At 39.7% G+C, this 17,223-nt stretch carries 9 protein-coding genes; 5 read left to right on the top strand and 4 right to left on the bottom strand.

The window, feature by feature from the left end:
- Positions 1-46: 46 nt before the first annotated feature.
- On the bottom strand, positions 47-4,045 hold the full coding sequence (locus RM539_RS12995) for a T9SS type A sorting domain-containing protein (RefSeq protein WP_311503841.1): 3,999 nt from the start codon (positions 4,043-4,045) through the stop codon (positions 47-49).
- A 158-nt stretch (positions 4,046-4,203) separates the two neighbouring features.
- On the opposite strand from RM539_RS12995, the gene RM539_RS12990 reads away from it, so the two are divergent.
- From RM539_RS12990 to RM539_RS12970, 5 genes are all read left to right on the top strand, one after another.
- The gene (locus tag RM539_RS12990) at positions 4,204-6,075 is read left to right on the top strand and encodes a M61 family metallopeptidase (RefSeq protein ID WP_311503840.1); all 1,872 of its coding nucleotides are present in this window, start codon (positions 4,204-4,206) and stop codon (positions 6,073-6,075) included.
- A 245-nt stretch (positions 6,076-6,320) separates the two neighbouring features.
- The gene (locus RM539_RS12985) at positions 6,321-8,321 is read left to right on the top strand and encodes a cation:proton antiporter (protein WP_311503839.1); all 2,001 of its coding nucleotides are present in this window, start codon (positions 6,321-6,323) and stop codon (positions 8,319-8,321) included.
- Positions 8,322-8,420: 99 nt separating this feature from the next.
- Entirely contained in the window at positions 8,421-10,070 is a 1,650-nt protein-coding gene (locus RM539_RS12980) for an ABC1 kinase family protein (protein WP_311503838.1), read from the top strand.
- 89 nt (positions 10,071-10,159) lie between these two features.
- The gene (locus RM539_RS12975; protein ID WP_311503837.1) at positions 10,160-11,644 is read left to right on the top strand and encodes a S10 family peptidase; all 1,485 of its coding nucleotides are present in this window, start codon (positions 10,160-10,162) and stop codon (positions 11,642-11,644) included.
- A 61-nt stretch (positions 11,645-11,705) separates the two neighbouring features.
- Positions 11,706-12,209, top strand: coding sequence for a hypothetical protein (locus RM539_RS12970; RefSeq protein WP_311503836.1), 504 nt, complete (start codon positions 11,706-11,708; stop codon positions 12,207-12,209).
- 116 nt (positions 12,210-12,325) lie between these two features.
- On the opposite strand, the gene thrC is transcribed toward RM539_RS12970, so the two are convergent.
- Genes thrC through thrA form a run of 3 tightly spaced genes read right to left on the bottom strand, consistent with a single transcriptional unit; the run spans position 12,326 to position 16,991 of the window.
- Positions 12,326-13,621 (bottom strand): threonine synthase, encoded by a 1,296-nt coding sequence (gene thrC, locus RM539_RS12965; protein WP_311503835.1) that lies wholly within the window; start codon positions 13,619-13,621, stop codon positions 12,326-12,328.
- Positions 13,618-14,541: a homoserine kinase gene (locus tag RM539_RS12960; RefSeq protein ID WP_311503834.1), complete on the bottom strand. Its 924-nt coding sequence runs from the start codon at positions 14,539-14,541 to the stop codon at positions 13,618-13,620. Before RM539_RS12960 ends, thrC begins: the two co-directional genes overlap by 4 nt.
- Before the next feature lie 2 nt (positions 14,542-14,543).
- Positions 14,544-16,991 (bottom strand): bifunctional aspartate kinase/homoserine dehydrogenase I, encoded by a 2,448-nt coding sequence (gene thrA / locus RM539_RS12955; protein ID WP_311503833.1) that lies wholly within the window; start codon positions 16,989-16,991, stop codon positions 14,544-14,546.
- Between the last annotated feature and the right edge of the window lie 232 nt (positions 16,992-17,223).

The following is a 17,223-nucleotide window of genomic DNA, read 5'->3' as shown; positions in this document are numbered from 1 at the left end:
TGAGCTTTTTGGTTAGCCTCTTTCTTTCTATGATCCCGATAAACAATTAATATTTTATAATTTTTACAGGATCAGTTTTAAAACCTGAACCTCTGATTATTAGAATATAAATACCCCTGAACTCACGCCCCAGGTTTATATGATGATTATTTTTTCCTTCAGAAAGTTTAATATCATCCTTCAGGATGCGTCTTCCAATAAGGCTGTAAACCTCAACGGAAACTTTTTCCTTTCCTGCTGAAATAATTTCCAGATTCACCGGCCCTCTTGTGGGGTTAGGAAAAGCCTTTACTTCCTGTATAACAATCGGCTCTTCGTTACAATTTCCCAAAGTGGCACCTTTTCTTAAAAATGTAGGGACTGCTACTCTGGGTAGACACAGAGACCTTCCCCTGTAACAAATTTGCACCTTATCTTGCCTCAGTTTATTTCCACAGGATATATTCTCTACATCTACGATTACACTCCCTTGGGTACTACATCCATTTTCATCTGTAACTTCCAGGGTATAAGTAGTGGTTTCTGCTGGTGATACTTCAATTGTTCTGGTGGTTTCACCGGTACTCCATAAATAGTTATAATTCCCGGAGCCCCCGGTAATTTTCTCCGGATCCAGTTTTACAGGTTCATCATCATAGCCCAGGTAATATGTCTGGTTCTCTGGCATTTCAACTATAATAACGTCATATTCTTCAACGGTAAATTCTGCTGTGGCTGTATTTCCTAAAGCATCCTCGACTTCTACGGAATAAGTGCCTGCACCTAAACCAGTAATTGTTTTGGTATTTTCCCCATTGCTCCAGTTAAAAGTGTATGGAGCTACTCCGCCTTCAATATTTGCTGTTAATGTTCCAGTTTCGGCACCATTACAAATATTCCCCTGCCCTTCAACAGAAACTGACAGCGCTTCTAACTGAAGCCTCACCGATACCGGAAAATGATCTGATGCAGTATAGGTATAATCACTGTTGTAAAATTCATAATGCACCCTGGCAGAACCTTCAATATAGTTCCCATCAAGCTCATCAGTAACGGTAATATGATCTATTACATCATTATTAAAAGCATAAGACCTGTACCCCTGCTCACTTAAAACAGCTGTTAGCACGGTGTAATCTTCTGCGTCATTCACATATTCCACATAGCTGGAAACAGTAGTACTTATATCGGCTACAGTTTCATCCACATCATCATTATAATCGCCAAGAATCATTACTTGCTCATTGGCATAATTAGAGTCTAAAGAATCTTTCAATACTTCTACATCATATTTTCTCATTTCATACCTGTTAAGAGGGCCTGCACTACTGTTAGCCCTGGCATGAAGCGCAATAAAATTGATATTGCTTGTTGTGCCGTTTATACTAACTTCTGCATTCATAAGAAAGGGTAATCTTCCACTGGCATAAAAACGATCTACATCGGCAGGATAATCAGTCAGTAGTCCGGAATCACTTCCGTCGTAAAATGGATGAAGTGACTTAAACATTGCTCTTGTTGAATTTACCGATACGGTTTCAGTTTTGTAAACAAATCCTACTTTTTGACCGCCCGGACTATCGGGATATGAGGTAGCATCGGAAAGAATATAATCATACCCCGACATTTCTGATATCATTTCATCAAAAAGCACTTCATCTGAAATTTCCTGAACCGCAATTACATCGGCATCCAGGCCAAGAAGAATTTCCTTTACCGCTTCCTTTTGAACCTCATCTGAATTTTCACTGGAAGCAGCAGGGGAATTTGCTTCGTCCCCAAACCACTCGATATTCCAGGTAACAGCGTCAAAAGTTAGGTCTCTGGAAATATCAGATCCGGGATAGGTGGGATTAAATTCTTCGGCACAAGGTAAATCTTCTTCATTTCGGGGAAGCAACTGAGTGATATCATTGTACCTTCCTACCACGCCAATAACTTCAGCGCAGGTTTCCGGCTGGGTTTTACCAACCAGGTCTTCCACGTCACCATCAATACGCAACTCGCCCGTACCGCTTTCATCTGAAACCTGATAATTGGCATTTCCGAAGAATAACTGCCCCGGTTCAGGAAAAATCATATCGCTGATTTGCACCAGTTCACCACGGTGGTCATCAAGTTCTGCCAAAGTAATACTTACCGGCTCTATAGGATTTTCAGACACGCCTAAATATTCAACAGACTCCACGTCTGATATCTGTATCAATTCGTTATAAACTGCCCGAACTCCTGTAACTTTCAGGCTGTCACCAATCTCATAAAGCCCTTCTTCAGTAACCAAATCGCCAAAAATTGCAATTCCGGCGGTGTCATCTTGTATATAAGCAGTATTTCCAAGCTGGTCAGACACGCTAAGGGTTCCTTCAACAATAACCCTTGTTCCAAGGCTAATGGCCCTTGCTTCTGCTATTGGAATTGGTTCGGTTATTTCAGGTTCCGGCTCGGGCTCTACAGGCCCTGACCCGAAAGACTGGTTAGTATTAATTTCTCCAAAAGTGCTGGCAAGTGCTTCCTGCCAGGAAAAATCATCATAATTTGTTCCTGTTCCCTCCAACTGCAAAGAATAACCAGCAGGGGTAGAACCGGTTTCCTCCACTCCAATATCTATACTCTCCATTCCGGCAGCAGGACCTTCAACAGGGGTAAATGTTCCTTCATAGCTTAAAAACTGAAGTACATTTCCTTCGGCATCTACCAAAGCAAGCCCATCAGGACTTCCATTTTGAAGCCCTTCTATTAAAAAGTCCAAAGTTCCAAAGCCATTGTCCAGGTTTGGAATAATTCCGCTAAGCGCTTCAGTATGATAATCATTTAGCTGACTGCTGGAGCCGTTGTAAAGAATAATGCTGAAACCCTCAAGGTCTGTTCCGGCAGTACCGGCAATTTCCACACCTTCATTAGTATCACTGCTGGCATTGTCATAATGCAATTCGTTGATAAAAAGAACAGGATCAGGCGAAATAAATGTTTGCCCTGTATTTACTTCTCCAAAAGTACTGGCAGCTTCCGGTGCCCAGGTAAAATCTGAATAGTAACTGCCTTCCCCGCTTAACTGAAGTGAATATCCCACAGGAGTACTACCACTTTCTTCCACGCCAATATCTGTACTTTCTATCCCGACGGCAGGGCCTTCAACAGGGGTAAAAGTTCCTTCATAACTTAGGAACTGAATAACATCCCCTTCCGGATTAATCAATGCCAGTCCATCAGGACTTCCATTTTGAATCCCTTCAATAGCAAAGTCCAATGTTCCGAAACCATTTTGCTGATTAGAAAAAGTTCCGCTAAGAGTAATTGTTTCATAAGAATTTAACTGGCTGGAAGATCCATTATACAATAGAATGGAATAGCCATCCAGGTTTGTTCCGGCTATTCCGGCCAACTCCACACCTTCCCCGGAATCTGAACCTGCATTGTCATAATGTAATTCGTTGATAAAAACCACTCCTTCTGCGGGAGAAGGTTCCGGTTCTGGCTCTGGTTCTGGTTCTGGATCAGGATCGATAACTTCACCGCCAAAATCCTGGTTTGTATTAATTGCACCAAAGGTATTTTCCAAAGGATCCTGCCAGGTAAAGGCAGTATAGTCCCGACCTTCTCCACCTAACTGCAGAGAAAATCCAACTGGTGTAGAACCTGTTTCTTCCACTCCAATATCTTCACTGGTTAAACCTGAAGCCGCCCCGTTAAGAGCAGTTATTGTGCCTTCATAACTTAAAAACTGTACAACATTTCCTTCATTATCTACAAGGGCTACACCATCGGGAGAACCATTTTGAATACTTCCGCCAGAAAATTCCACTGTTCCATAGCCTCCCTGTAAACCGGGAATTATCCCCTCCAGGGCAATATTCCCATAGGTTTGAGAATCGTTGCCGTTATAAAACTCTATAATCCATCCGGAAAGATCTGTTCCGGCGGGACCGGCCAGTTCTATTGCCTCGCCAGTATCCCCGCCGTCATTATCATAATGAATTTCATTAATAAAAACCGACTGTGCCGATACGAAATTCAGAAAAAAGATGAAGCATATAAATATGCCCCGGAATTGTAATTTTTGCTTCATGGTTAAAGGTTTTGATTATGTGCAAGAAACAACAATAATGGTAGGATCCCATTACCATTTTATTAACAGCATGTTAACAGAGAGTAACTTATTACTTTTATTGAAGAGGTTGTAACTTTCTGCCAAAAATCAGGACTCATATATAAATAAATCAAGTAATGAAGAAAATTTTTTATGCTATTGCAGCTTCAATTGCACTATATGGCTGTAAAACCACACAAAGCACAATTACAGAAGAACCTCCAATTGTTACCAATCTGGACCTTGTTAATGTAGATAATGACCGCGTAATGGTTAGCGTTGATCCTCCTGATCTTTCCACGGAAGAAACCGTTTTTTATATTCCCAAAACCGTACCTGGAACCTACTCTACCTCAAATTACGGCCAATATGCCGAAGATTTTAAGGCCCTGGACAGTAAAGGAAATGAACTGGAAGTAATTAAAATTGATGAGAACAGCTGGAGGATTCCAAATGCAAAGAAACTGGATAAGGTTACCTACCTTATTAATGACACTTTTGATATTGAAGGGGAAGGCGGAATTTATTCCATGGCCGGAACCAATATTCTGGAAGACGAGAATTTTCTTCTAAATTTACACGGATTTGTAGGCTACTTTCAAAACATGGAAGAGAAGAAATATCGTGTTGAAATATTAAGACCTTCAGATCTTATCGCAGGAAGTTCATTGAATGTAGATGAAACACTCGACTCAGAAATTGCCAATGCCAAAACAGATGTTTATAATCTGAACAGGTATTTTGAGGTTACCGATAATCCAATTATGTACGCTGAACCCGACACTACCAGTTTCATGGTAGATAACATGAGGGTACTTATTAACGTATATTCTCCAAATGACAAACACTCGGCGCAAAGCATGAAACCGGCCATGGAGAAAATGATTAAAGCTCAAAAAGATTTCCTTGGGGACATCAATAACACCGATAAATATGCAATTATCGTATATCTTTCTGCAACTCCGGGGCAGGAAGATGCCGGTAATTTTGGAGCACTCGAGCACCATACTTCTACAGTAGTGGTAATGCCGGAAACCATGGAACAGGAAGCGCTAAACGAAAGCATGACTGATATTGTCTCCCACGAGTTCTTCCATATTATCACTCCGCTTGGGGTCCATTCCAATGAAATCCATTACTTCGATTACAACAATCCTAAAATGTCTGAACATCTTTGGATGTATGAAGGAGTAACCGAATATTTTGCCAATCTTTTTCAGGTAAATCAGGGGCTTATTGATAACCAGGATTTTTATGACAGAATAAATGAGAAAATCAATACCGCCAAAAGGTTTGATGACAACATGTCTTTCACCGTAATGAGTGAAAATATTTTAGAAGATGCTTATAAGGACAGTTATTATAATGTTTACCAAAAAGGAGCTTTAATAGGCATGGCTTTGGATATTAGACTAAGAGAGCTCAGCGACGGCCAAATGGGAATTCTGGACTTGATGAAAAAATTAACAGAACGGTATGGCAAAAATAAACCTTTTGAAGACGAGGAATTAATTCCTGCAATTGTAGAGCTTACTTATCCTGAAATACAGGAGTTTTTTGATACCTACGTAAGTGGAACTACTCCCATTCCTTACGATAGCTTTTTTGAAAAAGTAGGGCTGGAACTAAGGGAAGATCAGGTGCCGGTAGATTATTTATTGAAAGATCAATCTACCCCATACATCACAGTAAACGCTTCAGGAAGTATACTGGTAAGGAATGATATTGAACTTAATACATTTTTTACAGATTTAGGCCTGCAGGGTGGAGATGTAATAAGAGAAATTAATAGTGTTGCCTATACCCGTGAAAATATATACGATCTTGTTATGGCCTCCCAAAACTGGAACGAGGGTGACCAGATTGAAGTTAAAATAACCCGAAACGGAGAAGACATGGTTTTGGAAGGCCCTATGGTAGCCGCAAAAGCTCCCGGAATGAGGTTAACTGAAATCCCCAGTGCCGGCAGCCAACAAATTGAACTGCGACATACCTGGTTAAAATCTTAAATTAAGAAGCAAGAATTTTAAGCGGTTGTCTAAAAAGTAATTAAAATCGTTATTCTTAACCTGCCTGACAGGCAAGGCAGGTTTTTCAGGATCTCCATCTATTCATAACCAAATATGTGAGATCCTGAAACCAGAGAGTGACAAAAACATGCTTTTTAGACAACCGCTTTTTTTATTTTATTTATCAGCGTAAATCTCCTAAATTGAGGACTTTTACTAACCAACTTTAGACATTACGCTGCCAAATGGAAATCCCTATTTTACAGGACATTGTTGTGATATTAGGATTATCTATATTGATAATCCTTGCCTTCCAGAAAATAAAAGTTCCTTCTATACTGGGATTTTTACTTGCGGGAATTATTGCAGGCCCCCATGCTTTCAATTTAATTAGCTCCAGCCACGAGGTAGAACTGCTTTCAGAAATAGGGATTATTTTTCTGCTATTTGTTATTGGAATTGAACTTTCACTAAAAGGACTGGCTTCTATAAAGAACACGGTTATTCTTGGAGGAGGATTACAGGTGGGCGGCACCATACTTTTCACCGCCCTTGTAGCCATGTTTTTTGGTTTACCTTTAAATACTTCAATTTTCCTGGGCTTTTTATTTTCACTCAGTAGTACCGCTATAGTTTTAAAGCTATTACAGGAAAAAGGAGAAATTACTGCACCACATGGGCGCATAGCAGTGGCCATACTAATCTTCCAGGATATTATAGTGGTGCCTATGATGCTGTTTACTCCCCTTTTGGCGGGGAAATCCAATAATATCCTGGAAACAATCGGCATTCTTACAGGAAAGGTTATCCTGGTGGGAATAGTAATATTTCTGCTGGCAAAATATGTAGTTCCCAAGGTTTTCCGGTGGGTGGTAAAAACAAAAAATCAGGAGTTATTTATTCTTACCGTTGTGGTATTTTGTTTTGCCATAGCCTGGCTTACCTCCTCTGTTGGACTATCCCTGGCATTAGGTGCTTTTTTTGCCGGACTTATTATTTCTGAAAGTGATTATAGCCACCAGGCTACTGCCAATGTGCTGCCATTTAGGGAGATCTTTATCAGTTTCTTCTTCATTTCAGTAGGAACGCTGCTGGACCTGAAGTTCTTCTTTAATAATTTACTTTACATATTCTTACTGGTAATTGGAGTGGTACTATTAAAAATGGTAGTTATTGGCATCACCACGCTTATTCTTAAGTACAAACCGCGAACAATTTTTATGACTGTATTCAGTCTTTTCCAGGTTGGGGAATTTTCGCTACTTCTTTCAGGAGTTGGGGTAGATAATGGCCTTATTCCGCAGAATATTTATCAGTATTTTTTGGCAATTTCCATTATAAGTATGGGATTAACGCCATTTCTAATCTCCTATTCCACCAAACTAACTTACGCTTTATTACAGGCACCAATTTCTTCCGCAGTAAGAAAGAGAATGAACGCGATGAGAAAAACCGCCGAAAAAGAAGAAGTTTCGCAAGAGAACCTGCAGGACCACCTGGTTATTATAGGCTATGGAATAAACGGAGGGAACATTGCCAAGGCCGCAAAAAATGCCAATATCCCTTATATCATTGTAGATATGGAACCGGAATCTTTTGAAAAAGCAAAAGCCAAAGGAGAGCCGGTTGTTTTTGGAGATGCCACAAATGCCACCATTCTTAAACATATTCATGTACAGGAAGCACGGGTGGTGGTAATAGCAATATCAGATCCTAACGCCACAAAAAAGATTATTAGTAGTATCAGGTTATTTACGCAAACCGCCTTCATTATTGTAAGAACAAGATATGTAAGGGAAATTGAAGAAAGCATTCGTCTTGGGGCAGATGAAGTAATACCCGAAGAATTTGAAACTTCCATAGAAATTTTCACACGTGTCCTGAAGAAATATCTTGTGCCATTTAATGAAATTCAGGAATTTACAGATGGGATACGTTCTTCAGATTATGCCATGCTTACGGCCATTAAAGGTAAGCCTCACAATCCCAATTTGCAGCACCTGAATATTCCAAATAAAGAAATTGCCACAATTAGCGTGAAACAAAACAATAAATCTATTGTTGGCAAAACAATTGAGAAATCGGGAATGGGAAAAAACTACCGGGTGACGGTACTTGCCATTAAAAGAAAAAACAGATATTTAACCGAAATTTCTCCTTCTACTATTATTAAGCAGGACGATTTACTTTATTTATTTGGAAATCCTATTAACATTAGTCATCTCAATAAGATTCTTTCATCTTAAGTTAACAATACCCAAAACCGGAAACTAACCTGTTTTTCATAAAGCACCTAATTTGTATATTGTTTTCTAAAAGACCGGCGCTTAACCAAAACAATATTTATGTCTGTTTTACCTAACAATATGCTCCGATACCGGAAGTTTATCAGTTTTATGCTGAAGTACTGGCATAGTGACCTCTTTCGCAGTACTGCTTCCCAGGTTACGAACAATAAAGAAGGCCAGGAGAATGAAGATTTTGACCAGACCCCTGAAGAACTTGTAGAAGATCTAAAAAGGATGGGGCCTACATATATAAAATTAGGACAACTTCTTTCAACCCGGCCCGATTTGCTTCCTGATGCCTACCTGCAGGAACTGGCTACTTTACAGGATGATGTGCCGCCTATTTCTTATAAAGAAGTACACCACATTGTAGAAGAAGAACTGGGTACCCGAATTTCCAAAGCTTTTGGTTCTTTTGAAGAAAAACCACTGGCAAGTGCTTCTATAGGTCAGGTGCATTATGCTACTTTAAGATCCGGCCAGCCTGTGGCGGTAAAAGTGCAGCGCCCGGGAATAAGGTTAAAATTTCTTGAAGATCTGGATACCTTGCGTGAGCTTGCCGGCTTAGCCGTTAAGCATACCGAGATGGCCAGGAGATATTCTTTTGATCAAGTCCTGGAAGAATTAAGGCGAATATTACTACAGGAATTAGATTATAACCGTGAGGCGAAAAACCTGGAAACCCTTGGGCAAAATTTAAAAAAATACAGGCACCTTGTTGTTCCGCAACCCATAAATGATTATTGTACAGGCAAGGTTCTAACCATGGAATACATCCAGGGCAAGAAGATTACCTCACTTTCCCCGTTAAAGCAGCTCGAGGTAGATTATAGTCCGCTGGCAGATGAACTGGTACAGGCATATTTACAACAAATCATTATTGACGGGTTTGTTCATGCCGATCCGCATCCCGGGAATGTGCAATTTACCGCAAATGATAAAATTGCCCTTATAGATCTGGGGATGGTAGCAAAATTCACTCTCCAAATGCAGGAATATATCCTGCAGTTACTCATTTCTATAAGTACCACAAATGGTTCGGAAACTGCGAATATTTTGCTCAAAATGAGCAAATACGATGAACTTGCCGATATTGAAATTTTTCAAAAGACCATCAGTGATCTCATTATGGATAGTGAGCATAGCACTGCCAAAGATTTGCAAACAGGCAGGCTGCTTATTCAGCTTAACAGGCTTGCAGCAGAATGTGGTATTCATCTTCCTGTGGAAATTAATATACTCGGCAAAATCCTGCTGAACATGGACCAGCTGGTGGCTATTCTCGATCCTGATTTTGACCTGAAAAAAGCCATACAAAAGCATGTTCAGAAAATTATGCGTACCAAAGCTTATGAAGAATTAAAGCCGGAAAATTTCTTTTCCATGCTTCTTGAATCCAAGAAACTGGCTGAAAATATGCCGGAACGTCTAAATAAAATTTCTGAAAATCTTGCCAACAACGAGCTGAAAATACATGTTGATGCCATTGATGAAAAACGTGTAACGGACGGTTTTCAAAAGGTAGCCAACAGAATAACGCTGGGGCTCATTATAGCGGCTACTATTATAGGTGCCGCCATGCTTATGCAGGTACCTTCAGAATTTAACATTTTTGGCTATCCGGGGCTGGCAATAATCCTTTTTGTTCTGGCCGCAGGCGGTGGGATAATATTAAGCTACATCATAATCTTTAAAGATGAAAGCTGAATAATTAAGAAGTAGTTGATCTTTATATTCGCGCTTGTGTGTTACTTGGAATAGAAGTATTTTTCGCTCTAAATCTAAAATCTATTTAAATGAAGAACCTTGCAAGTCTGTTTCTGCTTTTTTTATCTATTACCTCTTTCGCCCAAAATATAGAAATTCCAAAGGATACCACTGTAGTAACTGAACACTCGGTAAGGATTAAAGGCCAAAATATAGATTATTCTGCCACTACGGGAATGCAGCCGGTTTGGAATGAGGATGGTGAACCAATTGCCAGCCTCTACTACACCTATTATAAAAGAAGCGATGTAAAAAATACCGAAGACAGGCCTTTAGTTATATCTTTTAACGGCGGCCCCGGTTCAGCTTCTGTATGGATGCATATCGCCTACACCGGCCCACGTGTTTTAAAAATTGATGATGAAGGTTTTCCCGTTCAGCCTTATGGAATAGAGGAAAACCCGTATTCAATTTTAGATGTGGCAGATATTGTATATGTTAATCCGGTAAATACAGGTTATTCAAGACCAATTCCAGATGCTGACGGAAAAGTGGACCGGGAGAAATTCTTCGGAGTAAATGCTGATATTTCTTACCTGGCAGAATGGACAAACACATTTGTTACCAGAAACAGCCGTTGGCTATCCCCCAAGTACCTCATAGGTGAAAGTTATGGTACCACAAGAGTGTCCGGGCTTGCACTGGAACTACAAAACAGCCAGTGGATGTATTTGAACGGAGTTATTCTTGTATCTCCTACAGAATTAGGAATAGAGCGGGAAGGCCCTGTGGAAGTAGCCAATCGCCTGCCCTATTTTACCGCTGCTGCGTGGTACCACAAAGCCCTGCCTGACAGACTTCAAAACCGTGATCTGGAAGAATTATTACCTGAAGTGGAAGCTTATGCCATTAATGAAGTACTTCCCGTACTTGTAAAAGGAGGTTTTGCAGAAGAATCTAACAGAAAGGAGATTGCAGCACAAATGGCAGAATATTCAGGAATATCAGAAGAGATAATCCTTCAGAATAATCTGGAAGTACCAATCAGGTATTTCTGGAAAGAATTGTTAAGGAATAAATCCGGCTATACCATTGGCCGTCTGGATTCACGATATTTAGGTTTAGATGAAAAAGAAGCGGGAGATTCACCAGATTATAATGCGGAACTTACTTCCTGGTTACATTCCTTTACTCCGGCAATTAATCATTATTTACGTGAAGAGCTAAATTTTAAAACCGATTTAAAATATTTCATGTTTGGCCCTGTACATCCCTGGGACAGGACGGGAAATAATTCTGGTGATAACCTTAGACAGGCCATGGCACAAAATCCAAATCTGGATGTAATGATCCAGTCCGGCTACTTTGATGGTGCCACGACCTATTTTAATGCTAAATATTCCCTGTGGCAAATTGACCCAAGTGGTAAGATGAAAGACAGGCTAAATTTTAAAGGATACCGCAGCGGGCACATGATGTATCTTCGAAATGAAGACCTTCAAAATGCAAATGACGATATTCGGGAGTTTATTCAGAAGACACTTCCTACGGAAGGAGCATCTGCTAAATATTGATGAGCATGGCGCAACCTTTTTGGGTTCAAAGCATCTATAAGGAAATAACAAAAACCTAATTATGAAAAGATTGCTTAGCCTAATGACTATTCTTGTTCTATTTTCCTGCTCTAATGATGATAACAATATAATGCCAAACGGTGAGGAAATACTTGGAGTTTGGGAAAAAACTTATGAAATAAGTAATGAAGATTATCCCGATCTGGAAGACGAAGATTATGATTATGTACGGCAGTTTGAATTTTTGGATGATGAAACTTTTGAAAGTTACACCTTCTTAAGAAACACCAGTACCAATACTATTGAAGGTTATAGTATGCAAATGAAAGGTACTTTTACTACTGAAGGTAATCGCATGAATTTAATTTATGATCAATGGAATTCTAACACTGAAGCTTCAGAATTTGTAAGCCTTGATGAACTGGAATTAATCCAGGAAGATGTAGAATGGAGTTGTGATTTTTCAATAGATAAAGAAGAATTGTTATTCGATTTTGATCCTTGTGGGCCTTTAGAAAATTGTGTAGGTGAAATAACTTTAGAGCGTGTTATTAAAGCTCTATAACATAAAACGATTCACGGTCCGAAAAAAAAGTGCACCTCTAAAAATGGCAATTATCAATACTATATAATATAAAACCTCACAAGTTTTAAAAACCTGTGAGGTTTGATAAAATAAATTTACTGAAGAAGATGGTTTTTCAGCTCATCATAATCACTAATCTGGTGAGTTTTTTTCTTTTTATCCAAAATGCTATCAATTACCGCCGGAATTTGAACTTTTTGTTCTATTACACTTTCAACAGTTTCCATAAATTTTACAGGATGTGCTGTTTCCAGGAATGTTCCGTGATAATCCTGCCGGTGCTTTAAAAACTCCTGAAGTCCAAGATATCCCACCGCACCATGTGGATCCATGGTATAACCTGTTTTTTGATGAACTTCTTTAATGGCCATTTTAGTGGCAAGATCATCAAAACTGTAAGAAGAAAGGTGCTTCTTCAGGTTTCCAAATTTATTCTCAAATATTTCCAGCACCCTTACAAAATTACTGGGGTTACCAACATCCATTGCATTGGAAATGGTTTGCACACTGTTTCTAGGTTCATAATTACCATTTGTAAGATAGCGTGTTACCACATTATTGGCATTATTAGAAGCCACAAAATGGTCTATGGGCAGCCCCATTTCCTTTGCCAGTATACCTGCACAAATATTCCCAAAATTTCCACTGGGTACCGAAAATACCAATTTTCGGCCTTTATCTTTTAACTGCCTGTATGCAAGAAAATAATAAAACATTTGCGGAAGCCATCTCGCCACGTTGATGGAATTTGCTGAAGTAAGTGGTCTTTTCTGCTGAATCTCATCATCAAGAAATGCCCTCTTCACCATGTCCTGACATTCATCAAAAGCACCGTTTACTTCAAGCGCCGTGACATTTTGCCCCAAAGTGGTAAGCTGTTTTTCCTGAATTTCACTCACTTTTCCTTTAGGATACAGGATTACCACATCAATTCCTTCAACTCCCAAAAATCCATTAGCCACCGCACCTCCTGTATCTCCGGAGGTGGCTACAAGCACAGTAAGCTTTTCTATTTTGCCTTTTTCAACAAAATAGCCCAGGCTACCTGCCATAAATCTTGCTCCCACATCTTTAAACGCCAATGTTGGCCCATGAAAAAGTTCCAGACTGCTGATGTTCTCTTCTACCGGCACCACAGGAAAATCAAAATCCAGAGTATGAGCGAGAATATCTTTAAGTCTCTTCTCCGGAATTTCCTCTCCCACATAATTTTTAATGGCTTCAAAAGCAACTTCTGTTTTACTAAGGGAACCTATCTGCTCAAAAAAACTTTTTGGCAGTTTACCTATTTTCTCAGGGAAGTACAAACCTTTATCGGGAGCCAGCCCACGAACTACTGCATGTTCAAAATTTGCCTTATGCTCCCTGTTGTTTAAACTGAAATAATTCATGATAATATTTTTATTCCTTCCTTATTTATTTCAGAAAGATGTAGTTCAAAATCTATGTCTTTGGATTTGTAAAAATCCCGTATGGCCGTTCTTACTTTTTCAGCATTTTTATCGCCTCTGCACATGCCATAAACAGAGGGCCCCGAACCTGAAATTCCAAATCCAAGTGCTCCGTTTTCCACAGCAATTTTCTTCAGCTCATCAAAATAAGGAATAAGAATAGACCTTACCGGTTCCACAATATTATCCTGAAGGCTGCGGCCTAAGAGACCATAATTTTCAGTATAAAGTGCACTTACCAATGCCCCCAGGTTACCCCACTGGCTAATCGCTTTTTTCAGGCTTACACTTTGTCTTAGAATTGATCTTGAATCTTTGGTTTTAATTTCAATAAGCGGATGCAATACCACTACGCGGAGTTCTTCCGGGGTGGGTAGTTTAAGCACCTCCAACGGCTCATAGCTTCTTACAAGGCTAAAGCCACCCAAAAGTGCCGGCGCTACATTATCGGCATGTGCATTGCCGCTAGCCAGCCGTTCTCCTTCCATTGCAAAAGGAATTAATTCCATATTACTGAAGGGATCTCCTAAAATTTTATTAACCCCAAAAACAGCGCCTGCAGCACTGGCTGCACTACTGCCAATCCCACTACCAGCCTTAATTTTTTTATCAATTTCTATATCAAAACCCTTTAAACTGCCCACGGCCGCAAGAAGGGCTTTAACAGCCACACCGGCCACGTTCTTATCGGCTTCCAAAGGTAAATCCTGGCCGGTAATTTTGGTTATCCTAACCTGGTTTAGATCATTCTGCCTGATAGTCATTTCATCACCAACATTGTCCAGGCAACATCCCAGCACATCGAATCCGCAGGATAAATTTGCCACCGTAGCAGGAGAAAATATTTTTATCTGCTCCATAACTATTTTTTTCCTATTCGTATCACATCGGCAAAAATCCCTGATGCCGTAACTTCAGCTCCGGCACCTGCTCCTTTAACAATAAGTGGCTGTTCGCTGTAACGATCTGTAAAAAACAGCACAATATTGTCACTCCCGCTAAGATTATAGAACGGATGATCGGCTCCTACTTCCTGTAGGCCAACTTTGGCTTTTCCATTTTCCAGTTGGGCCACATATTTCAATTGCGCGTTGTTTTGTTCTGCACTGTTGAATATTTCCTGAAATTTAGATTCATCCTGCTTCAGAAGTTTGAAAAACTCCTCATTATTTTCTGAATTCAGGCTTTCTTCAGATAGAAAATCTTCGCGTTCTATATCTTCAAGTTCCATTTCCTTTCCACTTTCCCGGGCAAGAATGAGGATTTTTCGTGCTACATCTACTCCACTTAGATCTATTTTGGGATCGGGCTCAGTATATCCCTGCTCCATGGCCATTTCTACTGTTTTATAAAAAGGATCTTTAGCTTTATAAGTGTTGAACACAAAATTAAGGCTGCCTGAAAGTACCGCCTGGATCTTTTGAATACGATCTCCGGAAGCCATCAGGTTTTTCAACGTATCGATAATTGGCAATCCTGCACCAACATTAGTTTCGTAAAGAAAAGAAGCTCCATATTCCCGGGCGAGATTTTGCAGTTGCTGATAATTGACAAAATCGTCGGCACAGGCAATTTTATTACAGGTCACCACCGAAATTGAATTTGCCAGATATTCTTTATACCATGATGCGATTTCGGCACTGGCTGTATTATCTACAAAAATGCTGTTGCGCAAATTCAGTTTATTCACTTTATCAAAAAACTCCTGCTTATTTGCCTGATCACCGCTTTCCAGATGTTCCTGCCATTTTCCTAGGTCTATGCCGTCTTCATTAAAATACATTTTTCGGGAATTGGAAAGTCCCAGAACCCTTACCTTCAGCCTTAATTTTTCGAGCAGGTAATTTTCCTGCTGTTTCAGCTGGGCAAGCAATTTACTTCCTACATTCCCAACACCGGTGATAAAAAGGTTCAATTCCTTTGAAGGCACTTCGAAAAACTGCTCATGTAAGGTATTAAGCGCTTTCCTGACATCTTTCTTAGCGATAACGGCAGATATATTCCTTTCCGAAGAACCCTGCGCAATTGCCCTTATATTGATATTATTATTCCCAAGTGCGCTGAACATCTTTCCGCTAAGGCCATGGTGGCTCTTCATGCTGTCCCCCACAAGAGCTATAATTGCCACATCTTCTTCAATTTGAACAGGCTTAATTTTTTTATATTCAATTTCTGATTCAAAAGCTGCATCCAGAGCTTCTTTTGCAGCTTCGGCTTCATCATCTTTTACCGCAATACAAATGCTATGCTCTGAAGAAGCCTGTGTGATAAGCACTACATTAATATTCTCCTGGAACAGCACTTCAAAAAAGCGCTTGGAAAAACCGGGAATTCCCACCATTCCGGAACCTTCTATATTTAATAATTTTATGGAGTCTATATGCGTAATCCCGGTAACCCAACGAAAATTTTCTTTGCTGGACCTGGAAATCACAGTCCCATCCTCCTTAGGTTTAAAAGTGTTTTTTATATGTATCTTAATTTGCCTGTCCAATAATGGTTGCAAAGTGGGCGGATATAAAACCTTGGCACCAAAATGGGATAGTTCCATTGCTTCTTCATAGGAAATATTTTTTAGCGGATAAGCCTGCGGAACCAGACTTGGATTGGCCGTGTACATTCCGTTCACATCGGTATAAATAATCACTTCCTCTGCTTCAAGGGCACCGGCAAATATGGAGGCAGTAAAATCTGATCCTCCGCGCCCCAGGGTACTGGGAACTCCCTGGGTTGTTTTAGCTACAAAACCTGGCACCACATAAAGATCACTCCTGGAGTTTTTAAAATAATTCTGAATATTGGCGTAAGTTTGTTCGTAATTCACCTGTACTTTTTCACTCACATTTCTGCAAACCACAAGTTCCCGGGAATCTGCAAAAAGTACATTGGTGTTTTGGCTCTTAAAATATTCGGTTATAATTAGGGAAGAAAGAATTTCTCCGAATCCGGAAACCACATGCCGCGTTTTATTGGAAAGCTCATTAAGCAAATATACACCTTCATATAAAGTTTCTAAACGGTTAAATTCAGATTTAATTTTACTAAGAATGGCGCTTTGCGATTGTACGGGAATTAATTCCTTTACTGCTTCTAAATGCCTTTTTTCATTTTTTAAAAGGATTTCTTTATAAGAATCATCTTCCCTGGAAGCCAGTTCTGCCATATTCAAAAGGTCATTGGTAACACCACCAAATGCAGAAAAGACGGCAACAGTTGAACCTGATTTTAAATGCTCCTGAACTGTTTCAGCTACTAGTTTTATGCGGTCTGGAGATGCTAAAGAAGAACCTCCGAATTTTAGGATATTCATGATTTATGCTAATTAAAAAAGTTGAAATATTGGAAATAAGTTTTTACCAGGTATAGGTACGGACGGAAGTTTATATACAAATTACCCCAAAGGGGTAATACGGGTAATAATCATAGTAGTAATTCCGAAAACAGAAATTCCGGTAGAGAAAAATTGGCTACTATGGGTTTTACTTGTTCGCATTGTTTTGGCTAAACTGCTGATAAAATTATATAATTTTATATGTAAAAAA

This window comes from Autumnicola musiva, from assembly GCF_031846585.1.
Taxonomy (GTDB): Bacteria; Bacteroidota; Bacteroidia; order Flavobacteriales; family Flavobacteriaceae; genus Autumnicola; species Autumnicola musiva.
The sequence above is the reverse complement of the archived record's forward strand: the minus strand, read 5'-3'. Positions and strand labels throughout refer to the sequence as shown.